Annotated in this window: 23 protein-coding genes and 1 pseudogene; 10 read left to right on the top strand and 14 right to left on the bottom strand. The window is 72.0% G+C overall.

Annotated features, from left to right (window positions below; genetic code table 11):
• Positions 1-70 precede the first annotated feature (70 nt).
• From D581_RS0131845 to D581_RS0131830, 4 genes and pseudogenes are all read right to left on the bottom strand, one after another.
• On the bottom strand, positions 71-589 hold the full coding sequence (locus D581_RS0131845; RefSeq protein ID WP_026291092.1) for a pyridoxamine 5'-phosphate oxidase family protein: 519 nt from the start codon (positions 587-589) through the stop codon (positions 71-73).
• Between the two features lie 76 nt (positions 590-665).
• Positions 666-1,403 carry a class I SAM-dependent methyltransferase gene (locus tag D581_RS0131840; protein ID WP_018961171.1) on the bottom strand — a complete coding sequence of 246 codons (738 nt, stop codon included), beginning with the start codon at positions 1,401-1,403 and terminating at the stop codon, positions 666-668.
• 74 nt (positions 1,404-1,477) lie between these two features.
• Positions 1,478-1,591: pseudogene (locus tag D581_RS1000000141005) on the bottom strand (zinc-binding dehydrogenase); the annotation flags it as partial.
• Between the two features lie 14 nt (positions 1,592-1,605).
• Positions 1,606-2,811 carry a PP2C family protein-serine/threonine phosphatase gene (locus D581_RS0131830; protein ID WP_018961169.1) on the bottom strand — a complete coding sequence of 402 codons (1,206 nt, stop codon included), beginning with the start codon at positions 2,809-2,811 and terminating at the stop codon, positions 1,606-1,608.
• Positions 2,812-3,204: 393 nt separating this feature from the next.
• On the opposite strand from D581_RS0131830, the gene D581_RS0131820 reads away from it, so the two are divergent.
• A complete protein-coding gene (locus D581_RS0131820; RefSeq protein ID WP_018961167.1) occupies positions 3,205-4,461 on the top strand; it encodes an arginine deiminase in 1,257 nt (418 codons plus the stop codon).
• 221 nt (positions 4,462-4,682) lie between these two features.
• On the opposite strand, the gene D581_RS0131815 is transcribed toward D581_RS0131820, so the two are convergent.
• Positions 4,683-5,048: a hypothetical protein gene (locus D581_RS0131815; protein WP_018961166.1), complete on the bottom strand. Its 366-nt coding sequence runs from the start codon at positions 5,046-5,048 to the stop codon at positions 4,683-4,685.
• 193 nt (positions 5,049-5,241) lie between these two features.
• Complete coding sequence (locus tag D581_RS0131810) at positions 5,242-5,757, bottom strand: hypothetical protein (protein ID WP_018961165.1); 516 nt, start codon at positions 5,755-5,757, stop codon at positions 5,242-5,244.
• 858 nt (positions 5,758-6,615) lie between these two features.
• On the opposite strand from D581_RS0131810, the gene dusB reads away from it, so the two are divergent.
• The 4 genes from dusB to D581_RS0131790 all read left to right on the top strand — a co-directional run bounded on the left by dusB (position 6,616) and on the right by D581_RS0131790 (position 13,405).
• Positions 6,616-7,764, top strand: a complete 1,149-nt coding sequence (gene dusB / locus D581_RS0131805) for a tRNA dihydrouridine synthase DusB (protein WP_018961164.1) — start codon at positions 6,616-6,618, stop codon at positions 7,762-7,764.
• A gap of 661 nt (positions 7,765-8,425) precedes the next feature.
• Positions 8,426-11,137, top strand: coding sequence for a pyruvate, phosphate dikinase (gene ppdK, locus D581_RS0131800; protein ID WP_018961163.1), 2,712 nt, complete (start codon positions 8,426-8,428; stop codon positions 11,135-11,137).
• Positions 11,138-11,801: 664 nt separating this feature from the next.
• Positions 11,802-12,845 carry a helix-turn-helix domain-containing protein gene (locus tag D581_RS0131795; RefSeq protein WP_026291091.1) on the top strand — a complete coding sequence of 348 codons (1,044 nt, stop codon included), beginning with the start codon at positions 11,802-11,804 and terminating at the stop codon, positions 12,843-12,845.
• Positions 12,846-12,994: 149 nt separating this feature from the next.
• Entirely contained in the window at positions 12,995-13,405 is a 411-nt protein-coding gene (locus D581_RS0131790) for a VOC family protein (protein WP_018961161.1), read from the top strand.
• A 78-nt stretch (positions 13,406-13,483) separates the two neighbouring features.
• On the opposite strand, the gene D581_RS0131785 is transcribed toward D581_RS0131790, so the two are convergent.
• The 3 genes from D581_RS0131785 to nirB all read right to left on the bottom strand — a co-directional run bounded on the left by D581_RS0131785 (position 13,484) and on the right by nirB (position 17,856).
• Entirely contained in the window at positions 13,484-14,680 is a 1,197-nt protein-coding gene (locus D581_RS0131785; RefSeq protein ID WP_026291090.1) for an alkaline phosphatase PhoX, read from the bottom strand.
• Positions 14,681-14,866: 186 nt separating this feature from the next.
• Positions 14,867-15,226, bottom strand: a complete 360-nt coding sequence (gene nirD, locus D581_RS0131780) for a nitrite reductase small subunit NirD (RefSeq protein WP_018961159.1) — start codon at positions 15,224-15,226, stop codon at positions 14,867-14,869.
• A complete protein-coding gene (nirB, locus tag D581_RS0131775; protein WP_018961158.1) occupies positions 15,226-17,856 on the bottom strand; it encodes a nitrite reductase large subunit NirB in 2,631 nt (876 codons plus the stop codon). The genes nirD and nirB overlap by 1 nt, the downstream gene beginning before the upstream one ends.
• A 245-nt stretch (positions 17,857-18,101) precedes the next feature.
• Between nirB and D581_RS0131770 the strand changes: the two genes are divergently transcribed.
• Positions 18,102-18,893: a TSUP family transporter gene (locus tag D581_RS0131770; protein ID WP_018961157.1), complete on the top strand. Its 792-nt coding sequence runs from the start codon at positions 18,102-18,104 to the stop codon at positions 18,891-18,893.
• Between the two features lie 15 nt (positions 18,894-18,908).
• Here the strand turns inward: D581_RS0131770 and D581_RS0131765 are convergent, their stop codons facing one another.
• From D581_RS0131765 to D581_RS0131750, 4 genes are all read right to left on the bottom strand, one after another.
• A complete protein-coding gene (locus tag D581_RS0131765; protein WP_018961156.1) occupies positions 18,909-19,541 on the bottom strand; it encodes a class F sortase in 633 nt (210 codons plus the stop codon).
• A gap of 82 nt (positions 19,542-19,623) precedes the next feature.
• Positions 19,624-20,169: a hypothetical protein gene (locus D581_RS0131760; RefSeq protein ID WP_026291089.1), complete on the bottom strand. Its 546-nt coding sequence runs from the start codon at positions 20,167-20,169 to the stop codon at positions 19,624-19,626.
• 518 nt (positions 20,170-20,687) lie between these two features.
• Entirely contained in the window at positions 20,688-21,149 is a 462-nt protein-coding gene (locus D581_RS0131755; protein ID WP_018961154.1) for a DUF5990 family protein, read from the bottom strand.
• 57 nt (positions 21,150-21,206) lie between these two features.
• Complete coding sequence (locus D581_RS0131750; protein ID WP_018961153.1) at positions 21,207-22,019, bottom strand: aminotransferase class IV family protein; 813 nt, start codon at positions 22,017-22,019, stop codon at positions 21,207-21,209.
• 96 nt (positions 22,020-22,115) lie between these two features.
• Between D581_RS0131750 and D581_RS0131745 the strand changes: the two genes are divergently transcribed.
• From D581_RS0131745 to D581_RS0131735, 3 genes are all read left to right on the top strand, one after another.
• Positions 22,116-22,766, top strand: coding sequence for an NAD(P)H-dependent oxidoreductase (locus D581_RS0131745; RefSeq protein WP_018961152.1), 651 nt, complete (start codon positions 22,116-22,118; stop codon positions 22,764-22,766).
• A gap of 71 nt (positions 22,767-22,837) precedes the next feature.
• Positions 22,838-23,179, top strand: a complete 342-nt coding sequence (gene cutA, locus D581_RS0131740; protein ID WP_018961151.1) for a divalent-cation tolerance protein CutA — start codon at positions 22,838-22,840, stop codon at positions 23,177-23,179.
• 8 nt (positions 23,180-23,187) lie between these two features.
• Complete coding sequence (locus D581_RS0131735; protein ID WP_106434490.1) at positions 23,188-23,745, top strand: gamma-glutamylcyclotransferase family protein; 558 nt, start codon at positions 23,188-23,190, stop codon at positions 23,743-23,745.
• A 76-nt stretch (positions 23,746-23,821) separates the two neighbouring features.
• Here D581_RS0131735 and D581_RS0131730 read toward each other — a convergent pair whose 3' ends face one another.
• Positions 23,822-24,532 carry a SanA/YdcF family protein gene (locus D581_RS0131730; protein ID WP_486585903.1) on the bottom strand — a complete coding sequence of 237 codons (711 nt, stop codon included), beginning with the start codon at positions 24,530-24,532 and terminating at the stop codon, positions 23,822-23,824.
• Positions 24,533-25,036: 504 nt separating this feature from the next.
• Here D581_RS0131730 and D581_RS0131725 point away from each other — a divergent pair.
• Positions 25,037-25,975: a sirohydrochlorin chelatase gene (locus D581_RS0131725; protein ID WP_018961148.1), complete on the top strand. Its 939-nt coding sequence runs from the start codon at positions 25,037-25,039 to the stop codon at positions 25,973-25,975.
• The last annotated feature ends 18 nt before the right edge of the window (positions 25,976-25,993 follow it).

Genomic DNA, 25,993 nt, shown 5'->3' with positions numbered 1-25,993 from the left:
CGGGCTACGGGTCGGGCCTGCTCCAGAACTGGCCGGGCTACGGGTCCGGCCTGGTCCAGAAGTGGCCGAACTACCGGTCCGGCCTGCTCCAGAACTGGCGCGGCGCGAAGCCCTCGCGCCGCAGCCAGTGCTCCGTATAGACGATCCGCTCCGCGTCGATCACGACGAGAGGGCCCGACTGGGGTTCGTCGAGAGAGCGTGACCGCTCGACGTGGTCGGACTGCCATCGGAAGGCCGGCCAGTAGTGTGCGAAGTCGGGGTCGTCCTCGGACAGCACGCGAGCCCGCCCGAAGAGCTGGGCCCCCCGGCTGCTGGCCTGTCCGACCAGCGGGGCGAAGATGCCCACCGACACACGGGGGTCGGCGGCGAGGTTCCTCATCTTCGGGGAACCGGGCGCCGTGCTGAACATCACCGCGAAGTCGAGGGGGAAGTACCGCACAGGCGTCGCGAGGGGTCCTTCCGGGCCCGCGGTCGCGAGCACGCACATGTTCTGTGTCGACAGCAGGTTGAGTATGCGTTCTTCCAGCCGATCGCGATCGAGCCGCTTGTCGGGTGAGGGGCCGGCCAGCCACGGGTTGGTCACAGGCATGGTCGATCTTCCCACGCCCCGTCACCCAGCGGTGCGGGGGCCTCGGTCACGGTGGCTCCCAACTGCAGCCGCGACGCTACGACTTCAGGGCGATGAGACCGTACAGCGGGTCAGGGCGGGGCGCGTCCTGGTCCGGCAGCGCGGCGAGCCGCCGGCACACGTCGGCCACCTGGTCCCGGGGCGCGTGGGCGCACCAGGAGATGCGGCCCGCCTCGATCACCTCGCGCCACCCGCGAGGGCTGCGGCCCTGCCCCGTGCCGGGGAACCGGGTCCGGCCCGCTGCCCCCAGGCCCTGTTCCGCCGCCCAACTGAACAACCGGGCGGATGCGTCGGGCACTTGGGGTGCGTACTGGCGGCGTAGGTCCGCCGTGACCTCGGCGATGTCGCTGTCCTCGGTGAAGTACGCGTCGTTCTTGTCGACGGTGGTGATCAGCACCCCGCCGGGCCGCAGCACCCGGGCCGCCTCGGTCAGGACCGGCACGGGGTCCGTCAGCAGATGCAGCAACCAGATGATCACGACGGCGTCCACCGTGTCCGACGCGAAGGGCAGCCGTGTGCCGTCGCCCCGCACGGCTCCTCCCGGCACCCGCCGCGCGGCGAGGCCCAGCATCCCGGGCGAACGGTCGACGCCCACCACCGTCCGCCCCGGGCGCCGCAGCCGTTCCGTCACGATGCCCGTACCGCACGCGATGTCCAGGACGGTGCAAGGCCCTTGCGGCAGGAGCCGCTCCACCGCGTCCGCCGCGGCCCGCGCCCTCGGTTCACCACCCCGGGTCGCGTCGTAGTGCCGGGCCTCGTCGTCGTAGTCGAGCACGTCCGTCCCCTGTCACCGTGCCGGTGGCTGTCACTGTGTCCGGCGTACCCTACGGGCCGTGACGTGCCTCCCGGTCAGATGATCAGCACACGGCGGCCCCGCGTATGGCCCGCCCGGCTGTCGATGTGCGCGGCGGCGGCCTCGGCGAGCGGGTAGGACTTCTCCACGGGGGCCTCCCGCCTCCCCTGAGGAGCGTTCGAACTCAGGCGTCCGACCGGCGGATCCCGCCGCGAGGGCCGTGCCAGTCAAGACACAGGGCGGTGGCGTCGTCCTTCGGCGGCCGGCCGCCATAGGCGTCGGCCACCGCGGCGACCAGGGTGCGGACGACCTCGCGCGGATGCTCGGCCGCGGTCCGCAGCAGGAGGCCGGGCAGGTCGACCGTCTCCGCTTCGCGTTCCTGCATTCCGTCGGTGAACAGCACAAGACGGTCGCCGGGGCGCAGGTCGATTTCCTGTACCTCGTAAGAGCCTTGAGGGGTGAACCCGAACGGCATGTTGACGACCAGGCCCAGTTCCTCGACCGTACCGTCGCGCAGGCGGAGCGGTCCGGGGTGGCCGGCGTTGACCATGTGGGCGCCGCTTCCATCCAGGGCGATGCGGAGCAACTGGCCCGTGGCATAGGTGTGGCGCCCGTGGTCGAGGAGGGCCTGATGCATGTGGCCGGCCTGTTCGGCGAGGTCCGCTCCGGCACGGCGGGCGCCGCGGGAGGCGTTCACGACCAGGGTGGCGGTGAGGGAAGCGTCGACGTCATGGCCCATCGCGTCGGTGACCGACAGATGCAGGGTGTCGTGGTCGAGGCAGTAGTCGTAGGTGTCGCCGGCGATGTCGGAGGCCGGGACCAGGGCTCCGGCGAGGGCGAACTCGGACGCCTCGCAGGAGGGGGCCGACGGGAGGAGCTGCCGCTGGATCTCCGCCGCCAGGCTGACCGTCGTGGTGCGGTTTCCCCAGTGGTAGAGGTCGGTGAACCGGCGGTCGGTGACGATGATGTACGCCAGCGCGTGCGCGGCCTCCTCGACCTGCTCCAGCACGCTCTCGGTCACGACTTCGAGGTACAGCTCCAGCACACCGACGGTGTCACCGCGGTTGGTGACCGGCGCGAGCACGCGCCGCCCCAGCCCGCCCTCCTCCGCCAGCACCGTCTTCTGGGCGCGCAGAACCTTGTCGTAGACGCCGCTGCCGGCCAACGGGACCCTCTCGGCCCGTCTCTCGGTCCGGTGCTCCTGGGAGACGCCGATCGTGTCGTTGACCCGCAGCAGACGGCTGCCGACCACGTCGACGAAGAGGAACGACACGTACCGCGCACCGAACCGCGTGCGCAGATCGCGCGCCACGACATCGATCGAGTCCACCGGGGCCGCGCTCTCCGCCGCCGCCAGCACCTCAGCCAGTCCCATCCGGTCACACGTCATCACAGCCTCCCCAAGTTGAGACTGCTTCTGCCCGCTGACGCCTCTCTCATGGCCCCGATCGAGGAAACCTGCGGCGGCGGCGGGAGATTCCGATCGGGGCGCCGGTCGGCAGTAGGCCCGGAACGGGCCAGGTCCACCCGTGGTGTTCAGCTTCGCGACCAGGGCCCGGCGCACCACCCGCCGGTGAGGATATGGGATGTTTTGCTCCATAAAGTTGTTAGCTTTCCCTGGTTGGCCGATGACCGCATCGACAGGGGAACGTCATGACGCACGCCGAACCTCAGGCCGCGGAGCGCCCGGCGGTGAAGCTGACGCTCCTCACGCTCACCGCGATGGTCGTCGGCTCGATGGTGGGCGCCGGCGACACCGCCGTCACCGAGTGAAAGGCCCACCGTGAACAGCACCACCCCCGCATCCGCCCTCGGCGTCCACTCCGAGGTGGGACGTCTGCGCAAGGTCCTGGTCTGCGCTCCCGGACTGGCCCACCGGCGGCTGACCCCGACCAACTCCGGCGACCTGCTCTTCGACGACGTGATGTGGGTGGAGAACGCCCAGCGCGACCACGCCGACTTCGTCGCCCAGCTCACCGGGCGCGGCGTGGAGGTCGTCGAACTGCACGATCTGCTCGCCGCCACGGTGGCGGTGCCCGAGGCCCGGTCGTGGCTCCTGGACCGGAAGATCACCGCCAACGAGGTGGGCCTCGGCCTGATCGACGACACCCGCGCCTTCCTGGAGACCCTGACCCCGCGGCAGCTCGCGGAGTACCTGATCGGCGGGCTCGCCACCGCCGACCTTCCCGACGCGTTCCGCTCGGGGTACGTGGCGCTCGCCCGCGAGGGGGCCGGGGCGCGGGAGTACCTGATGCCGCCGCTGCCCAACACCCTGTACACCCGTGACACCACCTGCTGGCTCTACGGCGGAGTGACGCTGAACCCGCTCTACTGGTCCGCCCGGCGCGACGAGACCCTGCTCATGAAGACGATCTACACCTTCCACCCCGACTTCCGGGGCTCCACCGTCTGGTGGGGCGACCCCGAGAAGGAGTGGGGCCAGGCCACGTTCGAGGGCGGGGACATCATGCCCGTCGGCAACGGCGTCGTCCTCATGGGCATGAGCGAACGGACCTCCCGCCAGGCCATCACGCAGGTCGCGGCGGCCCTGTTCGAACAGGGGGCGGCCGAGCACGTGATCGTCGCCGGGATGCCGAAGCTGCGCTCGGCGATGCACCTCGACACGGTGTTCACCTTCGCGGACCGGGACATCGTCACCCTGTACCCGCGCATCATGGACGGCGTCCACGCCTTCTCGCTGCGGCCGTCCGACCTGGCGCCCGGGATCGAGATCACCGACGAGGGCAGCACCCCGTTCACCGAGGTCGTGGCCCGCGCCCTCGGCCTCCCCCGGCTGAGGGTGATCGAGACGGGCGGCGACGTCTACGCCTCGGAGCGCCAGCAGTGGGACAGCGGCAACAACGCGGTGGCGCTGGAGCCCGGCGTGGTCTTCACCTACGACCGCAACACCCAGACCAACGCGCTGCTGCGCAGGGCCGGGGTGGAGGTCATCACCATCGTCGGGGCGGAGCTGGGCCGGGGCCGGGGCGGCGGGCACTGCATGACCTGCCCGCTGATCCGCGACGCGGTGACGTTCTGACCGCGGGACCGCCGCACGTCGGGCACCCCGCTTCCTGGCTCCGCCCACCCGGTGGACCGTGCCCGGTCAGCCGTCCGGCGGTGGACGCCGAGAGCTGCGCCTGCCGGAGCCCTCGCACCGGACCGCACGGGGAGGCCGGGCCCCGGAGGTGCCAGGGGCGCACCCGTGAGGGGTTGAGGCGGTTTCCGGTCTCGGACCCTCACGGGTTATACCGCCTGCGCTCACCGACCTGCGGAGGCCCCGAGCTGCTTGATCTTCTCGAACGGATAGCCGCCGACGATCCCGATGATCAGGGCGTACCCGGCGAAGGCAGCGAGCCCCCAGGTCGAGATCGACCGGCCGCCACCGCTCATGATGACGATGCCCAGGGGAACCAGCGGCGCGGCCCCGAGTGCGGCGACACCGGTACACCAGAACGCCACCAGGTCGTTCGCCCGCTTCCGCAGTGCGGGGTCGGCCTTCACCTCGGCCGGGACCTCGTAGCCGACGGTCCCGTCGCACACCTTGCCCCGGTAGCCGGTGCGGGCTGCCAGCGAACTGACGACGACCAGCAGGAAGAAGCAGCCGAAGAGGAACAGGTAGGCCATGTGTACCTCGTGCTCTGTCGTGCCCTGCCGCAGGTCCGTCGCGCTGTTCCCGGCCGGCTCGCGACGACGGCCGCGGCACCTCGCCGCGCTGTCGGAACATCCCCGTACATCCAGTATGCGGATGTCCCTGCGGGCTTGCGATCACGCGCATCCGACGCCGCGCGCTGAACCACCGGGAGCGGCGAAACGGCCCTCAGCGGACGTACTTGATGATGAAGGCGATGACCATGTTGACGGCCTTGTCCTTCACCCACCCGGGCAGGAACTTCCAGACGACGCCGCCGATCTCCCCGCCGATGCATCCGATGATGGCATTGCGGACGTAGGTCTTCTTGCTGGATGCCTTGCCCGCCCCGATATCGCTCAGCACCGAGGTGGGAATGGACGCCAGCGCACCCTTCGCGCACCAGGCGGCGGCCGCGATGGCCGCGGCGGCGATCGGAAACGCGCGGGGCTGCACGCTGCCGGAGGATCCCCGGCTCATGGCCCTTTCCAGTTCGGCCATCGCCTCCGGGCCCATGCCCTCCTCGATGAACTGCCGCTGCTCGGTGGTGAGCGGCGGTACTTCCTCTGCTGCCGCCGGCGCCGTCGCCCGCTGCTGCGCCGGGACGGCGGCCGTAGCCGTGGGCGCCACGGTGGCGAGCAGGGCACCGCTGGTGAGGACGGCGATGGCGGACAGTGCGATGCCGCGCGTGCTGGTTCTGCGCATGAAGATTTCCCCCACTTGTGGATGAACAGGCCCTCGCTGCTTCTCAATTGGCGAGGCCGCCTCTTTTGCACCGCCCACGGGTCAGGCGGTCGGCGCCGCAGAGATCTTTGCATTGCGGGAGGGCGGCACGGAAAGCGGCCGGGGGTGAAAAGAATCATCGAAGGAGTGGGCAACCCGGCTGCTTTGGATTTCGTCGTCGGGGTGGTCACGGCCGGGAAACTCCGCTTACTCCGCTTACTTCGGTGGATACGCCGTCACATTCCTTACCTGGTCGCCGATCCGACGCAGAGAGGGTTCTGTGTGTGGTCGGGCGGTACGCGTCGCACTGCCGACGACAGCGGCGACGGGAGTGAAACCGGGCAGCACGGGACAGCCCTTACCGGACCGGATGCGCGCGATGCCGCTGATCGCGTCGACCTGGTGAGCCGCTCGGCCGGGCGCGGACGGGCAGGCGGGCTGTCACTGGGAGCTGCCGGGCCGTCCCGGGTCCACCGAGTGCGCCGCGCGTCGTCGGATTCCGCCGTCTGTTTGCGCACTCCTCATGCGGCTTGGCGAAGAGATCCGGGAATCCTTCTCGCGCCGGGTCAGCCGGGTGACCGCTCTCCTGTTCGGGCGGCCCGCATATGCTCAGTTGTGGAGGAGACAGGTGAGCAGACGAATCGGTGTCCTTCCGTCTGTCCTTCCGTCTGCCCTTCTCGCCTGTGCCGAAGAACTCGAGATCGTCATCCCGTCGCGGCCAGGGCGGGCGATTCCGTCGGAGGCGTTCCGATAACGGGGATCAGGACGATTGAGCCGCCACGGGGCTGCCCTCGGCCATCCGTCGCCCGCGTCCCGCGCCACGTACGCGACAATGGAGCCATGACCACGCTCGCCCCCGCCCTCCCGCAGCTCCGCATCGGCCCGCACACCGTGCGGCCGCCGGTCGTGCTGGCTCCGATGGCCGGTATCACCAACGCCCCGTTCCGGACGCTGTGCCGGGAGTTCTCCGGCGGCAAGGGGCTGTTCGTCAGCGAGATGATCACCACGCGGGCGCTGGTCGAGCGCAACGAGAAGACCATGCAGCTCATCCACTTCGACGCGACCGAGACCCCGCGCTCGATCCAGCTGTACGGAGTGGACCCGGTCACCGTCGGCAAGGCGGTCCGGATGATCGTCGACGAGGATCTGGCCGACCACATCGACCTGAACTTCGGCTGCCCGGTCCCCAAGGTCACCCGCAAGGGCGGCGGCTCCGCGCTCCCGTACAAGCGGCCTCTGCTGCGGGCCATCCTCAGGGAAGCCGTGTCGGGCGCCGGGGACCTGCCCGTCACCATCAAGATGCGCAAGGGCATCGACGACGATCACCTCACCTTCCTCGACGCCGGCCGCATCGCCGTCGAGGAGGGCGTCACCGCCGTCGCCCTGCACGGGCGCACCACCGCCCAGCACTACGGCGGCACCGCCGACTGGGACGCCATCGCCCGGCTCAAGGAGCACGTCCCGGAGATCCCCGTCCTCGGCAACGGCGACATCTGGTGCGCCGACGACGCCCTGCGCATGATGCGGGAGACCGGCTGTGACGGCGTCGTCGTCGGACGCGGCTGCCTCGGCCGGCCCTGGCTCTTCGCCGACCTGGTGAACGCCATGGAGGGGCGCCCGGAGCGGCACGCGCCCGCCCTGCGCGAGGTCGCGGATGCCATGGTGCGTCACGCGACGCTGCTGGGGGAGTGGATCGGCGACGAGACCCGCGGCGTGATCGACTTCCGTAAGCACGTGGCCTGGTATCTCAAGGGCTTCGCGGTCGGATCCGAGATGCGCAGGAAGCTGGCGGTCACCTCCTCGCTGGAGGAGCTGAGCGGCCAACTGCACGAGCTGGACCTCGACCAGCCCTGGCCGGACGGCGCCGACGGGCCGCGCGGCCGCACCTCGGGCAACAACCGGGTCGTCCTGCCGGACGGCTGGCTGAAGGACCCGTACGACTGCGCGGGCATCAGCGCCGACGCGGAGCTGGACACCTCCGGCGGCTGATCCCGTGCGGAGAAGGCGGCCTCCCTCGTTCCGTACGAGGGAGGCCTTCGCGTTCCGTGAGCGGCGGGCCTCTCGCGCTTGCCGCCATGCCGCCTTGCTGCCATGCCGCCCTGTCCCGTACCGCCCTGTCCCGTACCGCCCTGTCCCGTACCGCACGGCGTGGGCTCGGGGCCGCTCCAGTGCCGGTGAAGCCCCCGCCGCCGACGGTTCCCGCGCGGGGGCGGACCTTCGCCCGTAGCCTGGAAGAGGTCGGCCCCGGGGTCCCCGGAGACGGCCCAGGGCGTCCGGATCCTGAAATCCGGGGTCCGAAACGGGCGTGATTCGCGCCACCCTTGATCGGGGTTGCGCTCAGATGAGCGATTTCAGCATAGCTGCACTTCTGGAAGACGTGGCACTCAGTGCCACCCTGGTGGATTCGGGAAGTGAAATCATCTGGCGAGTCACTCGCTCGAATGAGCGGCTATGGTCAAGTTTCGGCCATGTCGCATTCAGGAGGTGAAGGCGGAGCGTCAGGTGCTTCGGCCGGGCGAGCCTTTCGATCTGCGGGCGGACGGGTGGTTGCGGCCGTATGACGACCAAGTGGACGTACCCATCCACCTTCGATCGTGGGTATGTTCCTCGCCGTCAGGGCAGCCACCGCGTCCTCGAGGAGTCGAGACCCGTGTCGGAAAACAAAGATCCCCAGAAGTTCGTCTACGACTTCACCGAGGGCAACAAGGATCTGAAGGACCTTCTGGGCGGCAAGGGTGCGAACCTCGCCGAGATGACCAACCTCGGGTTGCCCGTCCCTCCGGGCTTCACGATCACCACCGAGGCCTGCAAGGTCTACCTGGACAGCGGCGACGCGCCGACCGCGCTGCGCGACGAGGTGAGTGCGCACCTCAACGCGCTGGAAGAGCGCATGGGTAAGCGGCTCGGCCAGGCCGACGACCCGCTGCTGGTCTCCGTCCGTTCCGGCGCCAAGTTCTCCATGCCGGGCATGATGGACACGGTCCTGAACATCGGCCTCTCCGACGACTCGGTGGCCGGTCTCGCCACCCAGTCCGGCGACGAGCGCTTCGCCTGGGACTCCTACCGCCGGCTCATCCAGATGTTCGGCAAGACCGTCCTCGGGGTCGACGGCGACCTCTTCGAGGAGGCGCTGGAGGCGGCGAAGGACGCGAAGAAGGTCACGGTCGACACCGACCTCGCCGCGGCCGACCTCAAGAAGCTCGTCAAGCAGTTCAAGAAGATCGTCGAGTCCGAGGCCGGGCGCGCGTTCCCGCAGGACGCCCGGGAGCAGATGGACCTGGCCATAAACGCGGTCTTCGACTCGTGGAACACCGACCGGGCCAAGCTCTACCGCCGCCAGGAGCGTATCCCCGGCGACCTCGGCACGGCCGTCAACGTCTGCTCGATGGTCTTCGGCAACCTGGGCCCCGACTCCGGCACCGGAGTCGCCTTCACCCGCGACCCGGCCAGCGGCCACCAGGGCGTCTACGGCGACTACCTCCAGAACGCGCAGGGCGAGGACGTCGTCGCCGGTATCCGCAACACGGTGCCGCTCGCCGACCTGGAGTCGATCGACAAGAAGTCGTACGACCAGCTCATGCAGATCATGGAGACCCTGGAGAACCACTACAAGGATCTCTGCGACATCGAGTTCACCATCGAGCGCGGCCAGCTCTGGATGCTCCAGACCCGGGTCGGCAAGCGCACCGCCGGCGCCGCCTTCCGGATCGCCACCCAGCTCGTGGACCAGGGCCTGATCGACGAGGCCGAGGCCCTCCAGCGCGTCAACGGCGCCCAGCTCGCCCAGCTGATGTTCCCGCGCTTCGACGACGAGGCGAAGACCGAACTGCTCGGCCGGGGCATCGCCGCGTCCCCGGGCGCCGCGGTCGGCAAGGCCGTCTTCGACTCGTACACCGCGATCAAGTGGTCCCGCTCCGGCGAGAAGGTCATCCTGATCCGCCGCGAGACCAACCCCGACGACCTCGAAGGCATGATCGCCGCCGAGGGCATCCTGACCTCGCGCGGCGGCAAGACCTCGCACGCGGCGGTCGTGGCGCGCGGCATGGGGAAGACCTGTGTCTGCGGCGCCGAGGAGCTGGAGGTCGACACCAAGCGACGCCGGATGACCGTCGGCGGCCGGGTGATCGAGGAGGGCGACCTCGTCTCGATCGACGGCTCCACCGGCAAGGTCTACCTGGGCGAGGTACCCGTCGTACCGTCCCCGGTCGTCGAGTACTTCGAGGGCCGGATGCACGCCGGGGCCGACGACGCCGACGAACTGGTCGCCGCCGTGCACCGGATCATGGCCTACGCGGACCGGGTGCGCCGGCTGCGCGTGCGGGCCAACGCCGACAACGCCGAGGACGCGCTGCGGGCCCGTCGCTTCGGCGCCCAGGGCATCGGCCTGTGCCGCACCGAGCACATGTTCCTCGGCGAGCGCCGCGAGATGGTCGAGAAGCTGATCCTCGCGGACACCGACGATGAGCGCGAGAGTGCGCTGGCGGCTCTTCTCCCGCTCCAGAAGGCCGACTTCATCGAGCTGTTCGAGTCGATGGACGGGCTGCCCGTCACCGTCCGGCTGCTGGACCCGCCGCTGCACGAGTTCCTTCCCGACATCACCGAGCTGTCGGTCCGCGTCGCGCTCGCCGAGTCCCGCAAGGACGCCAACGAGAACGACCTGCGCCTGCTCCAGGCGGTGCACAAACTGCACGAGCAGAACCCGATGCTGGGGCTGCGCGGGGTGCGCCTGGGCCTGGTCATCCCCGGTCTGTTCGCGATGCAGGTGCGGGCCATCGCGGAGGCCGCCGCCCAGCGCAAGAACGCCAAGGGCGACCCGCGCCCCGAGATCATGATCCCGCTCGTCGGCACGGTCCAGGAGCTGGAGATCGTCCGCGAGGAGGCCGACCGGGTCATCGCCGAGGTCCAGGCGGCCACCGGCACCGACCTCAAGCTGACCGTCGGCACCATGATCGAGCTGCCGCGCGCAGCGCTGACGGCGGGCCAGATCGCCGAGGCCGCGCAGTTCTTCTCCTTCGGCACGAACGACCTGACCCAGACGGTGTGGGGCTTCTCCCGTGACGACGTGGAGGCCTCGTTCTTCACCGCGTACCTGGAGAAGGGCATCTTCGGGGTCTCCCCGTTCGAGACGATCGACAAGGACGGCGTCGGCGCGCTGGTCCGCAGCGCCGTCGAGGCCGGCCGGGCCACCCGCCCGGACCTCAAGCTCGGCGTCTGCGGCGAGCACGGCGGTGACCCCGAGTCGGTGCACTTCTTCCACGAGGTGGGCCTGGACTACGTGTCCTGCTCGCCGTTCCGGATCCCGGTCGCCCGTCTTGAGGCCGGCCGGGCCGCAGCCGAGTCCCGGGGCAGTGACAGCCGCTGATCCGGACTCACCGGGTCGGGGCCGCAGGGACGGCCCGGACCCACCGGTCGGGGCTGCGCGAACAGCCTCCGACCTCATGGGCAGGGCTGCACGAACAGCCCTGCCCGCCGACCAGGGCCTTGAAGGCCCAGCCCAAGGAGCGGCGGCACCCTGTGCGGGGGTGCCGCCGCTTCGCCTTGGGCTGACCGGTAGGGGCCGGCTGACCGGAAGGGGTCGGCCGCACGGAAGTGGCCAGCGGCACGGAAGTGGCGTGTGCGGAAATGACCGGCGATACGGGGAAGTCGTCAGAAGCGCGCACCGAATGCCGCACCGGGAATGTGGCGCAGAGCACATTGCGTCGTTTAATGCGCAAAGAAAATTCTGGGTGACGAGCCGGGGACCGGGGTGCGGTCCAAGGATCCCCACCCATGGACCGCACCCGGCTTACCCCCGTCGGGTACGGAGCCGCACCGTCGCCCACCGCCGCCGAACACACAAAGCCCCCCACGGCCTTCACGTGCTCATCCGGTGGACACCGGATGCGTACCCGACGCCGTACAGCCTTTCGGGTGGAGCGGGACGGGGCGAGACCTTTCACTTCTGGCCGAAACCCCGTGGTGACCTCCTGTGACGATCCGCATACCCTTCGGTGGGGGCAATTGCGGATGCAACAGGTGGGGGAGTAGTGCTGCGTATCCATGTGTCCAGGCTGGACCTTTCGCGGGTGCGGATGGCCACGAGGCCGGACGCGCTGTGGGAAACCATTCTCAGTTTTCACCGGATCAGGGACCGGCGTGCTTCGACGCTGTTCGGGAAATGGCGTTCGGAATCCCGTGCGCGGTTGAATGGTGAAGCACAGCTGCTGGCGGCGGTCGTCCCGCCCCGCGGCTATTTCCCGGATTTCCTGACGCCCTCCCAGGAGGGCGCCGAGCCTTTCGGGCTCGACGTCGGAATGGAGGCGCTGCGCGACACTCCCGCCGACCGCGTCCACGCCGAGCTGGAGCTGCTGGCCGCCGGGCGGATACGGCAGCGGGCCGGCCTGTCCGCCGGCCCGCGCCAACAGGACTCCGGAGCGGGCAGAGCGAGCGCGGCGCTGCCCGCCGCGCTCATGGAGGGCCGTGCCGAGCCGCTCGCCCGGCTCATCGGGGCGCTCCGCAGCTACCACCACGCGGCCGTGGAGCCCTACTGGCCGCACATTCGGGCCAGTGTCGAGGCGGACCGGGCCGTCCGCGGCCGGGCCCTGCTGGACGGCGGGGCGGACGGACTCCTGGCCGCGCTGCCGCCGATGATCCGGTGGCGTTCGCCCGTGCTGGAGGCGGACTACCCGTTCGACCGCGATCTGCACCTGGACGGGCGTGGGCTGCTGCTCCAGCCGTCCTTCTTCTGCCGGGGCACCCCCGTGGTCTACCGCGACCCGTCGCTCCCGCCGGTGCTCGTCTACCCGGTGGCCAACCCCCGAGCGCCGGTCTTCGCCGAGCCGGGACCCTGGCTCGGCCGGCTCGTCGGACACACCCGCTCGGCCGTCCTCTCCTCCATCGGCAACGGCTGCACCACCAGCGAACTCGCCCGCCGGGCCGGAGTGTCGCTGGCCTCCGCGAGCCAGCACGCCTCCGTGCTGCGCGAGGCGGGCCTGGTCCTGACGCTGCGCCACGGCAGCTCGGTCCTGCACACGCTGACCCCGCTCGGTGGCTCCCTGCTGCGCGGCGGCGCCCCGCTCGCCCTGCCCTGAGGGCTGTCCGGGGGCCGTTGTCAGTGGACCGTGCAAATCTTCTGTCGTACGCCGATGAGTTCGGCGCGGCCCCGCCGTCTAACCATCGAAAGCGCCGGACGGACCACCGCGGGCGCCACGGGACAGAGGAAAAGGAAAAGGAAACGACCATGGCTCAGATGATCTTCGTGAACCTGCCGGTGAAGGACCTGGAGACCACCAAGGGCTTCTTCGAGAAGCTCGGCTACGGCTTCAACCCGGCGTTCAGCGACGACAAGACCGCCTGTCTGGTCATCAGCGACACCATCTTCGCCATGCTGATGACGGAACCGCGCTTCAAGGACTTCACCAAGAAGGATGTCGCCGACGCCTCGAAGACCACCGAGGTCATCCTGGCCCTGAGCTGCGACAGCCGCGAGGAGGTCGACCGGCTGGCGGACGCCGCCCTGGCCTCCGGCGGCTCCCCGGCGGGCGAGACGCAGGACCTCGGCTTCATGTACGGCCGCTCGTTCCAGGACCCGGACCACCACATCTGGGAGGTCATCTGGATGGACCCGGCCGCCGCCGAAGGCCAGGCCTGAGCCGGCGGACGGGCACGCCGGGCCGGCGCGGCACCCCGCGCCGGCCGGCCCGCCGCCCGATCGGTGAGGCGGCTCCCGTCAGCCGCGGAAGGGCCCCTTCACCTCGTACGTGATGCCCCCGGAGGAGCTGCCGCTCGTCCCGCGCTGCGAGGAGAAGTAGAGCCGGCCGCCGTCCGGCGAGAACGCGGGCCCGGTGATCTCCGAACCGGACTGGCCGGTGATCCGCAGGAACGGGGCGACCGTGTCGTCCGGCGTGATCAGGCAGATCTCCATGTTCCCGCCGTCCTCCGCGATGTAGAGGTCCCCGGACCCGGACCGCGTGACGTTGTCCACGCCGGTCAGCGGGGCCGATCCGCCCGTCACCAGGGAGTCGTCGTAGGCGAGCGAGATCGACGAGGTGTCCGCGTCGTACGCCCACACCCGGTTGTCGCCCTTGGTGGTGAACCAGCAGGTGCCCGCCGCGTAGAAGCAGCCCTCCCCGCCGTTGAACACCTTTGCCCCGGACACCTGGTGCCGCGTCTGGGTGGAGGAGCCGGCCGGATCCGGCACGTTCGCCCACGTCACCGGACCGGAGGTCGCCGTGCCCGCGACCAGCACCTGAAGGGTGCCGCTCGACAGGTTCCCCCAGGTCGTGGGCCGGAAGCGGTAGAAGCGGCCGTCGCTCTCGTCCTCAGTGAGATAGACGTACCCGTGGTCCGGGTCGGCGGCGGCGGCCTCGTGCTTGAAACGGCCCATCGCCGGACGCCGCACCGCCGCGTTCACGCCCCAGGGATCGGTCTCGTACACATACCCGCGGGTGACCTCCTCGCAGGACAGCCACGTCTTCCACGGGGTCGCGCCGCCCGCGCAGTTGTTGTTCGTATTGGCCAGGATCCGGTACGCGGACGTCACCGTCCCCGAGGAGTCGAACCTCACCGCGCTCGCCCCGCCCCCGCTGCTCGGGGACACCTCGGCGTTGGAGACGTAGATCCACCCCGAGCCGTCGGCGTACGTCGCCCCGCCGTCGGGCGCGCTGTGCCAGCGGTAGGAGGTGCCGGGCACGGTCTGCCCGGAGCGGGCGACGATGCGGCTGGTGAAGCCGGCGGGCAGCTGGATGCCGTTGCCGTTGGCCGCCTGGAGCGCGCCGTACGGGCCGGGGGCGGGCTGGGCCGGGTCGGCGAAGGCGGCGCCCCGCCACAGCGTGCCGCCGAAGGCGGCGCCCCGCCACAGCGTGCCGCCGAAGGCCGCCGCCGAGCTGCCGATCACCGCGGTGCGCAAGAAGGTCCGACGTTCCACGATCACTCCACGCATGAGTGTGGGCCCGCCGCTCCGGACGGACCGGCGGGTCGCGCGTCAGGACTGTAGGAGACGTGCGTTGACGGCGCGTCAAGCGCGGGTGAACGGGCGACGGAGGAGTTGCACAGGCCGCGCCCCGCGACCGGTCGGTCACTCCCGCGACCTGGCCGCCCCCGAGGCGGCCGGTCAGTCCGTCCGTACGGGGAAGACCGGCACCGCCGCCCCCTCGTCGTCCAGACACGCGCCCGTCGCCAGGTCGAAGCGCTGCTTCAGCAGCGGCGAGGCCACGAACGGCCGCCCGCCCGCCGAGCCGAGCAGGCCGCGCGAGAGGACGTACGCCCCGGTGAAAGGGTCCCGGTTGCCGATCGCGTACACCCGGCCGGCTCGGTCCATGAAGACGGCCGCCTGGTCCCCGTCCGGCAGCAGCACCGCCACTCCCCGCCCGGGGACAAGCAGGGCCCGGTCGCAGACCGTCAGCCAGTCCTTCCCGTGGGCGAGCCGGACGCATCCGGTGTCCCGCGCTGTCGTGATCGTCGCGGTGGTCATCAGGAGGCGGTCCCTTCGAGGGTGCGAACGGCGAGCACGGGTCCCGCGAGCAGCTCCAGATCCGGTTTGATCTGGTCCCGCTCCGGAACGAACCTCACCGAGGGGTCGGGGGCGTCGGGGGCGTTGACGAAGGTGACGAAGCGCCGCAGCCGGTCCGGGTCGTTGATGGTCTCGGCCCACTCGTCGCGGTAGCCGGCGACATGGTCGGCCATCATCCGCTCCAACTCCTCGCAGAGTCCCAGCGAGTCGTGGACGACCACGTCCCGGACGTGCTCCAGGCCGCCGTCGATCCGCTCCAGCCAGGCCGAGGTGCGCTCCAGACGGTCGGCGGTACGGATGTAGAACATCAGGAACCGGTCGATCAGCCGCACCAGTTCGGCGTCGGAGAGGTCCTGGGCCAGCAGGTCCGCGTGGCGCGGAGTGGCCCCGCCGTTGCCTCCGACGTACAGATTCCAGCCCTGGGCGGTGGCGATGATCCCGAAGTCCTTCCCCCGGGCCTCCGCGCACTCGCGGGCGCACCCGGAGACCGCCGACTTCAGTTTGTGCGGGGAGCGCAGGCCCCGGTAGCGCAGCTCCAGGTCGATCGCCATCCGCACGGAGTCCTGCACGCCGTAGCGGCACCAGGTCTGCCCCACACAGGACTTCACCGTACGCAGCGACTTCCCGTACGCGTGCCCGGACTCGAAGCCCGCGTCCACCAGCCGCGTCCAGATCAGCGGCAGCTGGTCGACCCGGGCGCCGAAGAGGTCGATGCGCTGGCCGCCGGTGATCTTCGTGTAGAGGCCGAAGTCGCGGGCCACCTCGCCGATGACGATGAGCTTCTCCGGGGTGATCTCACCGCCGGGGATGCGCGGCACGATCGAATACGACCCGTTGCGCTGGAGGTTGGCCAGAAAGTGGTCGTTGGTGTCCTGGAGCGCCGCCTGCTCGCCGTCCAGCACATAGCCGCTCACGCCCACGGTCGGCGCGAGCGAGGCGATGACCGAGCCGACCGTCGGCTTGCAGACCTCGCAGCCGTCCCCGCCCCGCGCCTCCTCGCGGCCGTGCGAGTCGAGCAGGGAGGCGAAGGAGGTGACCTCCAGGGTGCGGACGATCTCGTACAGCTCGCTGCGGCTGTACGGGAAGCAGCCGCACAGCCCCGCGTCCGCCGGCGGCGGCATCAGCTGACCGATCACCTTCAGGCAACTGCCGCATCCCGTACCGGCCTTGGTGCACTTCTTCACCTCGGGCAGCGAGGTGTGCCCGCAGATCGCGTCCTTGGTCACGTTGTGGCAGGAGCAGATCACCGCCTCGTCCGGCAGCGCGGAGGGACCGAGCGCCACCGGGCCGCCCGCCCCGGCCGGCAGCACCAGGTGCTCCGGGGCGACCGGCAGCACCGTGCCCGTCATCGGCCGCAGCGTGCCGTACTGGTCCGCGTCCCCGACCAGCACCCCGCCCAGCAGCGTCCCGTCCCGCCCGATCACCAGCTTCTTGTAGACACCCGCCCGGGCGTCGGAGTACACGACGTCGAGCGACCCATCGGCCGCCCCGTGCGCGTCGCCGAACGAGGCCACGTCCACGCCGAGCAGCTTCAGCTTCGTCGACAGGTCCGCGCCCGTGAACGCGGACCGGCCGCCCGCGATCACCTCGGCCGCCGCCTGAGCCATCTCGTAGCCCGGCGCCACCAGCCCGTACACCCGGCCGTCGGCGGCCAGCGCGCACTCGCCGATCGCGAACACCGCCGGGTCCGACGTCCGGCACTCCTCGTCCACGACGATCCCGCCGCGTTCCCCGACGGCCAGACCGCACTCCCGGGCCAGCTGGTCCCGGGGCCGCACCCCCGCCGAGAAGACCACCAGATCGACGTCGAGCGAGGAGCCGTCGGAGAGGGCCATCCCGGTCACCGCACCGTCCGCGCCCGCCAGCACCTCCTGCGTGCCCACCCCCGTGTGCACGGCGAGGCCCATGTCCACAATCGTGCGCAGCAGCGCCGCGCCCCCGCCCTCGTCCACCTGGACCGGCATCAGCCGCGGCGCGAACTCCACCACATGGGTGGACAGCCCGAGCCCCTTCAGCGCCCCGGCCGCCTCCAGACCGAGCAGCCCCCCGCCCACCACCGCACCGGTGGCCGCGCCCTTCGCGTACTCCTCGATCGCGAGCAGGTCCTCGATGGTCCGGTACACGAAGCAGCCCCGGGCGTCCTTCCCCGGCACCGGCGGCACGAAGGGGTACGAGCCCGTCGCCAGCACCAGCGTGTCGTACGGGAACACCGCCCCGGACCGCGCGGTCACCGTCCGCCCCGCCCGGTCGACGCCCGTCGCCGGGTCGCCGACGTACAGCTCGATGCCGTGCCGGTCCATGAAGTCCGCCTCCACCAGGGAGAGGTCCTCGGGGCTCCGCCCGTCGAAGTACGAGGTGAGCCGCACCCGGTCGTAGGCGGGCCGGGGCTCCTCGCAGAGCACGACGACCCGGGCGGCGCCGGCCGCCGGGGTCAGCCCGCGGTCGGCGAGTGCCTCCAGGAACCGCTGGCCGACCATGCCGTGCCCGACGACCACGATCGTCGGAACGGCGCAGTGCGCCAGGGCCTTCGGGGTGGTCTCCAGGGCGGCGGCGGTGGTGGTGGCGCTCGGGTCGAAGGTGGGCTCCGGCATCTCAGTGGCCTCCGTCGGTTGTCCTCATGCCCCGAGCGTGGGCGGGAGGTGTTACCCGGCCGCATCCCGCCTGTTTCCCGGGCGGAACCTTGCGCTCAGGGACGGCGCCGGGGCCCTGTGAGGGGCCGAGGGCCTTACGTTCGGCCGGGTCAGGCCGGGTCAGGCCGGGTCAGGCCAGGTCAGGCCGGATCCGAACGGAAGGCCCTCGGGGGAGAGCCCCGGCGACAGGCGTCTAATGTCGGGTCGTGCCTGACATAACCCTGACCACCCTGGTGCTCCTCTGCCTCGCCGCGGCCGCCGCGGGGTGGATCGACGCGGTGGTGGGCGGCGGCGGACTGCTGCTCCTGCCCGCGCTGCTGCTCGGCCTGCCGAACGTCCCGGCGGCCCACGTGCTCGGCACCAACAAGGCCGTCGCGATCGTGGGCACCTCGGGCGCCGCGGTGACCTTCCTGCGCCGAGCCCCGGTACGGGTGGGGCTGGCGGTGCGGGTCGGGCTGATGGCGCTCGCCGGGTCGATGACCGGGGCGTTCTTCGCCGCCGGGATCAGCAGCGAGGTGCTCCGACCGGTGATCATGGTCGTGCTGCTGGGGGTCGCGGCCTTCGTGCTGCTGCGCCCGTCCTTCGGCACCGCCGCGGCGGGCGACGGCACGGACCGGCCGGTCGCCCGGGGGCGGATCGTCACGGCGATCGTGCTGGTCGGCGGCGGCATCGGCTTCTACGACGGGCTGTTCGGGCCGGGCACCGGCACCTTCCTGGTGCTGGCCCTGAGCGCCGTGCTCCACCTGGACCTGGTGACCGCGTCGGCCACCGCGAAGATCGTCAACGTGTGCACCAACGCGGGGGCGCTGGCGATGTTCGCGTACCAGGGCACCGTGCTGTGGCAGCTCGCGGCCGTGATGGCGGTCTTCAACCTGGCGGGCGGGATGATCGGGGCCCGGATGGCGCTGAGCCGGGGCAGCGGCTTCGTCCGGGCGGTGCTGCTGACCGTGGTGTTCTCGTTGGTCGCCAAGTTGGGCTTCGACCAGTGGAACGCGTGAGAACGGCCGGGGTTCTCAGCGCACCTCGGTGAGGTGCGCGTACGCCACCACATTGCCCTGGTAGCCGGTCTCCTTCGAGAAGCCGCCGCCGCAGGTGATCAGCCGGAGCGACGCGTGCGGCGAGTCGCCGTAGACGCGCTGGTCGGGGAAGTCGTCGTTGTCGTAGACCTCGATGGCGTCGATCGAGAACACGGCCGTACGCCCGTCCTCGCGGACCACCTCGACCGCGGTCCCCTTGGTCAGGGCCCCCAGGGCGTAGAAGACGGACGGGCCGTCCGCGTTGTCCACGTGCCCCGCGACGATCGCGGTGCCCCGCGCGCCGGGCGGGACGCCGCCCTCGTACCAGCCCGCGAGGTTGCGGTCCTCGTCCGGCGGTACGTCGAGGCTGCCGTCGGCGGCCAGCCCCAGCCGCGTCATCGGCGCGTCCACCTCGATGCTCGGGATGCGGATGCGGACCGGCTCGGAGGGGTTCAGCGGTTCGGCGACCGGGGAGCCGGGCTGGAGCCGGGGCCCGGCGGCGAAGGCCTGGGCGCTGGAGGGCTGCGGCGGGATCAGCTGGCCGCCGGGGCCGTTCTGGACGAGCCAGATGCCGCACAGCACGGCGATGCCCACCAGCCAGCCCTTGGCCTTCTGCGCGCTCGGTGACACGGCGTCGTCCTCGGTCGGTGGTCCGGGGCGGACGGGGCGCGCTCGGGGACGCGCCCCGCCCGGTCAGGGGGGAAGCGGTGGTTCAGCTTCCTTCGGCGCCCTCCGTGCGGCGGCGCAGCAGCCACAGCCCGCCCACGGCGGCCAGGCCGATCACGCCGACGCCGAGAGCGACCTGAGTGGAGTCCGGTTCGACGCTGCCGCCGACCCCGGTCCGCACATGGCCGGACGGGCGGTCGTGGATGGGCTTCTCGTGCTTGCCGCCGCCGATCACTTCCAGATCACCGACCGCGTCCTTGCCGTTGTCGCAGGAGACGATGATCTCGTAGGTGCCGGGCCGGGTGTCGTGCGGCACGGTGAACTTGCCGACCACGACCTCCTTGTGGGTGCCGGGGCGCATCTCGAAGTCCCCGGCGTCCAGGGAGTTCGCGTCGCCGATGCCCGAGCCCTTCTTGCCGCAGGCGGTGGTGTTCACGGTGACGGTGGCACCGGGTGCCGCGGTCGACGGGGTGATCTCCAGACGGCCGAAGTCGCCCGCGTACGCGGACGGAGCGGCGGCGGTGAGACCGAACGCGATGACGGTGAACGCGGCACCGACGGTGCCGGTCACGAGGCGGGCAGGACTGCGCATGGGGATCCTCCGGGCAGAACGGCGCGAGCGGGTGTGTCCTGTCCCCGAGCCAACGGGGGCAGGGCCCGCCACGCCTTCTGACGCGGGGTCAGCTTTCACCCGTACGGACCGGCGCGGCACCCTTGCCGGAATGGATCACCGCAGGTGGTGGCGGTGCGGCTGGGCCGTTCGGTCCGTGCTGCCGGTGCGGGTGCCGATCGGGTGAGAAGGGTGAAAGAAATGTGATGCAGGTCACATGTGTAACCTCGCGGGCCCCGGGCACACGCATGACACCCCCCACGGGACGGATTCCCCGCCCCCCACGGCACCCGCCCCCTCCGGTCCACCCCCCCCTTGGACCGGAGGGGGCGGTGTCGGATCCGCCTCCGGCCGCTCCCGCCCCCGGCCCCGGCGCCCGGTTCTCGGCCGCTCCTGCCCCTCAGGCCTCGCCCGTCCCCGGCGCCCGGTTCCTGGCCGCTCCTGCCCCTCAGGCCTCGCCCGTCCCCGGCGCCCGCCCCCCTCGGGCTTCTTCCGGCTCTTCAGGTCCCGTCCGTGGCGCTCCAGGTGATCTGGGGCGGGCGCACCCGGGCGCACAGTGGCTGCCCCTTGGCGTCGGTCAGCCCGAGCCGCCCGGTGAGGTGTCCGGAGCGCGCGGCGGCTTCGAGGACGTCCGGGGCGATGTCGTCGAACAGCAGCTTGGCGCGCCGGAACATGGTGAAGACCCCGGCGTCGTCCACCGTGCCCCACGACAGATAGACGAACCGCCCGCCCAGCCGGTTCTGGACGTACGGCCCCGACACCTCGACCCCGTCCGCCGTCGCGGTGGCCGTGCAGTCGAGCACCCACGAGGCGGAGGGGGCGTCCCCGGGGTGCGGGTCGAGCAGTTCGCCCGGCCGGTCCTTGCGCTGGACGCCGACGTGGATGTTCGCGTACCCGGGAAAGTCGCTGTCCGGTCCGCAGTCGCGGCCGGGGAGGGCCGATGCCTCGATATGGATCTGCATGCCCCCATGGTCCAGCACGGCCGGGGCGGGCGCCCCCGCCCTCCCGTGCGGGGTGTCTCACACGGCGTCCTCCGGGGCGCCGCCGTACACCGCGCCCAACTCCCTCATCAGCTCCTCGTCGACCGCGAACGCGGTGCCGTCGATCCGCCGCACCGGTGCGATGCCCTGCGAGTTGCAGACGAAGGCGGCCGGGAAGCGGCCCACCCCGTCCGGGCCCTCCAGCGTCACCGGGCGGCGCGCCGACGGCCGTCCGGCCCGCTCCAGTCCCTGCTCCAGCAGAGTCATCGTGATGCCGAAGAGCGCCGGGGCGTCGGGCCACACCACCGAACGCCCGTCCCAGAAGCCGACGTTGGTGACCGCCCCCTCGGTCACCACCCCGCCCGGCGCGGTCAGCAGCGCCTCGTCGAACCCCGCCCGCCCCGCCAGGATCCCGTAGTACGTCTGCCCGAACTCGCCCGGCCGCTTGATGTGCGGGGCCGTGCGCGCGTACGGCACCGACATGAGGCTCCGCGCCCCGGCCGGCCCGGCGGCGGGCTCCCGGACCGTCACCATCAGGGTCGTGTGCGTCGCGCCGGGCGGCCGATAGCCGTGCACCCGCACCGAGGCGTTACGCAGCCCCGCCCCGTCCAGGGCGTGCCGGATCAGCTCCCGCACCCGGCCGCCGTCCACCGGCAGGTCGAACAGCTCCTGGTTTGCCGCGTCCAGCCGGGCGAGATGCAGGCCGAGGCCCCGCACCCGGCCGTCCCGCACCTGCATGGCGGTGAAGTGGCCGTAGCCGTACAGGGTGGGGATCCGCAGGTCCTCCTCGGTGGCCGGGCGGCTGTCGAACTCGATGTACGGGAGAGGCGTGTTCGGGCGGTGCGTCGTCATGCGGCCACCGTAGGCGGGCCGTCCGGACCGGGACGGGACAGGTTCCGGACGGGCGCGCTTGACCTCAACCATGGTTGAGGGAGAAAGCTCGACGCCATGGACACCACAGCCGTATCCACGTCACCCACGTCATCCACCGTGCCCGTCACCGAGCCGGCCCCCCTCCAGGTGGCCCCCCTCCAGGTGGCCGTCATCCTCGGCAGCAACCGCGACGGCCGCTTCGGCCCCGTCGTCGCCGACTGGTTCCTGGCCCGCGCGGCGAGCCACCCCGGCATCGAGACCGACCTGGTCGACGTCGCCGAGGCCGGCCTCCCCACCGCGATCACCTTCAGCCCGGGGCCGGAGGAGGCGGAGCGGCTCGGCGCGGTCTCCGCCCGGCTCGCGGCGGCCGACGCCTTCGTCGTCCTCACCCCCGAGTACAACCACTCGTTCCCCGCACCGCTGAAAACGCTCATCGACTGGTACGGCGAGGAATGGCAGGCCAAACCCGTCGCCTTCGTCAGTTACGGCGGCATCTCCGGCGGGCTGCGGGCCGTCGAACAGCTCCGGCAGGTCTTCGCCGAACTGCACACCGTCACCGTCCGCGACACCGTGTCCTTCCACAACGCCGGCGCCCTCTTCGACGACCAGGGTCGCCATCTGGACCCGGGGCCCGCCGACGCGGCGGCCAAGACCCTGCTGGACCAGCTGGTGTGGTGGGGCACCGCCCTGCGCGACGCCCGGAACCTCCGTCCGTACGGCGCCTGACCCGTCGTGGGCCGACAATCACAGGGAAGGCCCACGGGCGAAGAGCCCGCCGTACTCCGAGGAGACCGACGATGACAGCGCCGCCGGCATGGCTGACCGTACTGACCACGACCGACAGCGAGGACAAGGCCCACGCCCTGGCGCAGTCGGCGGTGGAGGCCAGGCTGGCGGCCTGCGCGCAGATCTCCGCCCCGGTCACCTCCGTCTACCGGTGGCAGAACGCCATCGAGACGACCGAGGAGTGGCAGGTGCTCTTCAAGACGACGGCGGAACGCTACGACGAACTGGAGGAACACCTCAAGCGGGAGCACGACTACGAGACGCCGGAGATCATCGCCCTGCCGGTGATCCGGGGCAGCGCCCGCTACCTCGGCTGGGTGACGGCGGAGACGGCGCCCCCGGCCGCCCTGTGACGGCGGCCATGACCACGACCGTCCCCGGCGGCCCCGACGTCGCCGCCGAGCTGCCCTTCTTCGTGTACGGGACGCTGCTGCCGGGCGAACCCAACCACGACCTGTTCCTCCGGGGCCGCACGGCGGGGGAGCGGCCGGCCGTGCTGCCCCGGGCCCTCCTCTACGAAGGCCCCGGCTACCCGTACGCGATCGAGGGCCACGGCCGCGTCCACGGCACCCTGCTCGTCGCCGCGCCCGGGGTGTACGGGGAACTGCTCGGGCTGCTGGACCACCTGGAGGAGTTCCTCGGCCCCGGCCACCCGCGCAATTTGTACGAACGCGTCGTCCGCGAGGTCGAGCTGCCGGCGCGGGGGGCGTTGGAGGCCGGGGAGCCCGGGGAGCCCGGGGAGCCCGGGGAGCCCGGGGAGGCCGAGGAGCCCGGGGACCCTGGGCAGCCCGGGGAGGCCGGGGAATGCGTGCGGGCCTGGGTCTACCTCGCCGCGACCGCCGTCACCCGCTCGCTGCGGACCGGCGGCGTCCTCATCCCCGGGGGGCGGTGGACCCGTTCAAGCCCGTCCGGCGATTGAGGACGGAACCCTGGTGGTGGGGGTGCTGGTGCCGGGTTCGTCCCGGACGACGGTTCCGCGCTGCGGGCGGGCCCGTTCAGCGCGCCCCTGCCGCCAGCGCTTCCGTCACGCCCCGCTCCTCCGGCCCCAGGAAACGCGGGTCGGGCCGGAGCAGGGCGTCCAGCGCGGCCTTTCCCGAGGCCGCCAGCTCCCGGGCGCCGCCGTAGTACCAGGTGGCGTCCCGTGGCTCGTCGACCCCGACGCCGTACGCGTCGATCCCGGCCGACCGGCACAGGGTGACCGCCCGGTGGATGTGGAAGCCCTGGCTCACCAGCACCGCCCGGTCGACCCCGAAGATCTTCTTGGCCCGGACGCAGGAGTCCCAGGAGTCGAACCCGGCGTAGTCGCTCACGATCCGCTCGTCCGGCACCCCGCGCCCGGTGAGGTACGTGCGCATCGCGTCCGGCTCGTCGTACTCCACGCGGCTGTTGTCCCCGGTGACCAGGACGACCTTCACCTTCCCGGTGCGGTACAGCTCGGCCGCCGCGTCCAGCCGGTGCGCGAGGTACGGGGTCGGCCGGCCCTTCCACAGCCCGGCGCCGAACACCACGGCGACCTCCCGCGCCGGAGCCTCGGCCGTCGTGCCCACCCGGTCGCCGGCCTCCAGCCGCATCCAGGTCGCGGGCACCAGGGCCAGCACACAGGCGGCCATGAGCCCCTGCGCCAGCCCCCGTTGCACCCGCCGGGTGCGGGGCAGCCGCAGAGCGAACCGCTCCGGCAGCAGCGATGCGAACCGCTCCGGCACCAGCGGGGCGAACCGCTTCCGCAGCAGCGATGCGAACCGCTTCCGCAGCCGCAAGGCGAACCGCTCCAGCACCAGCGGGGCGACGGGCCGCGCCGACAGCCGCAGGGCGGACCGCACCGACTGCCGCAGGGCGGGCCGCGCCGACTGCCGCCGGGTGGACCGCACCGACAGCCGGAGCCCCTGCGGCCACCGCCCGCGCACCGACCGTCTCTCCCTCGCCGCCCCGCTCCCGCCGTTCTTTCCGCGCACCAGACCCCCCCTGTCGTCCCTCTGTCGATCGCGTCCGATCGCGTCCGATCGGGCCGTCGCGCCACCCGCCCCCACCCCACCTGACGACCGGGATGCCGCAAAGGTTCGCCGGCCGCCCAGGTCTGTGGCGTCCGACACCGGCGGGGGAGCGGACCGAGCCGCGTACGCACACGGTCCCCACCCCCACCGTGAGGCGGCGGAAAACGGCTGTGACCCTCGCGCAACGACCCGGCAACCTCCGCCCGGCACCATCGGTCCATGACGGAGCAGCCCCCCGAACAGCCCCACCGGTCGCCCCCGCCGACCGACGGCGCCGCGCACCTCCCCACCCGCGTCACCGACCGGCTCGGCGCCCAGCTCGGCCTCGTCCCCCGGAACGGAACCCGCAGCCCCACGCACCGCACCCGGCAGCCCGACCGCCCCGCGGAGGAGCGGCGCGAAGCCCCCGCCCCGTCCCTGGTCGCCGTGGCGCACGGCAGCCGCGACCCGGAGGCCCCGCGTACCGTGCTGGCCCTCCTGGACCGGGTGCGCGACCTGCGCCCCGGCCTCGACGTCCGGCTCGGCCACATCGAGCTGAACCGGCCGCTGCTCCCGGACACCCTGGACGGCCTGCGCGGCGCAGACGCCGTCCTCGTACCGCTGCTCCTGGGGCGCGGCCACCACGTCAAGCACGACCTGCCCGCCGGGGCGGCCGCGGCCCCGGGCGTACGCACCCGGATCGCCGCGCCGCTGGGCCCCCACCCCCTGCTCGTCGAGGCGCTGTACGGGCGGCTCGTCGAGGCCGGCTGGGACCCCGCCGACCAGGGGGGCCGCCACGCCGCCGTGGTCCTCGCCGCCGCCGGATCCCGCGACCCCGACTCCGCCCGGGACACCCGGCACACCGCCCGCGCGCTCACGGAACGCCTCGGTGTGCCCGTCGTCCCCGCGTACGCCTCCGCCGCCACGCCCACCGTCCCGGCCGCCCTGCGCGCCCTGGCCGCCCGAGGCCGCCACCGGACCTTCGTCGCCTCGTACTTCACCGCCCCCGGCCGCTTCGCGAGCGCCTGCGCCGACGCCGTACCGCACCGGGCGGCCGCCCCGCTCGGCGCCCACCCGGCGATGGCCCGCCTCGTCCTGCACCGCTACGACCAGGCCCTGGCCGCCTCGGCGCACGCCCCGGCCCCGGCCGGCGCGGTGAGCCTGCTCGCTTCCGTCTGACACCCGGGCCCGCGCACG

It is taken from the genome of Streptomyces sp. CNB091 (genome assembly GCF_000377965.1).
The sequence above is the reverse complement of the archived record's forward strand: the minus strand, read 5'-3'. Positions and strand labels throughout refer to the sequence as shown.

Coding starts and splice junctions, on each gene's coding strand:
- D581_RS0131845 (WP_026291092.1), bottom strand. CDS start 589: ATGCCTGTGACCAACCCGTGGCTGGCCGGCCCCTCACCCGACAAGCGG.
- D581_RS0131830 (WP_018961169.1), bottom strand. CDS start 2,811: ATGACGTGTGACCGGATGGGACTGGCTGAGGTGCTGGCGGCGGCGGAG.
- D581_RS0131815 (WP_018961166.1), bottom strand. CDS start 5,048: ATGGCCTACCTGTTCCTCTTCGGCTGCTTCTTCCTGCTGGTCGTCGTC.
- D581_RS0131810 (WP_018961165.1), bottom strand. CDS start 5,757: ATGCGCAGAACCAGCACGCGCGGCATCGCACTGTCCGCCATCGCCGTC.
- dusB (WP_018961164.1), top strand. CDS start 6,616: ATGACCACGCTCGCCCCCGCCCTCCCGCAGCTCCGCATCGGCCCGCAC.
- D581_RS0131790 (WP_018961161.1), top strand. CDS start 12,995: ATGGCTCAGATGATCTTCGTGAACCTGCCGGTGAAGGACCTGGAGACC.
- nirD (WP_018961159.1), bottom strand. CDS start 15,226: ATGACCACCGCGACGATCACGACAGCGCGGGACACCGGATGCGTCCGG.
- nirB (WP_018961158.1), bottom strand. CDS start 17,856: ATGCCGGAGCCCACCTTCGACCCGAGCGCCACCACCACCGCCGCCGCC.
- D581_RS0131760 (WP_026291089.1), bottom strand. CDS start 20,169: ATGCGCAGTCCTGCCCGCCTCGTGACCGGCACCGTCGGTGCCGCGTTC.
- D581_RS0131755 (WP_018961154.1), bottom strand. CDS start 21,149: ATGCAGATCCATATCGAGGCATCGGCCCTCCCCGGCCGCGACTGCGGA.
- D581_RS0131750 (WP_018961153.1), bottom strand. CDS start 22,019: ATGACGACGCACCGCCCGAACACGCCTCTCCCGTACATCGAGTTCGAC.
- D581_RS0131745 (WP_018961152.1), top strand. CDS start 22,116: ATGGACACCACAGCCGTATCCACGTCACCCACGTCATCCACCGTGCCC.
- cutA (WP_018961151.1), top strand. CDS start 22,838: ATGACAGCGCCGCCGGCATGGCTGACCGTACTGACCACGACCGACAGC.
- D581_RS0131735 (WP_106434490.1), top strand. CDS start 23,188: ATGACCACGACCGTCCCCGGCGGCCCCGACGTCGCCGCCGAGCTGCCC.
- D581_RS0131725 (WP_018961148.1), top strand. CDS start 25,037: ATGACGGAGCAGCCCCCCGAACAGCCCCACCGGTCGCCCCCGCCGACC.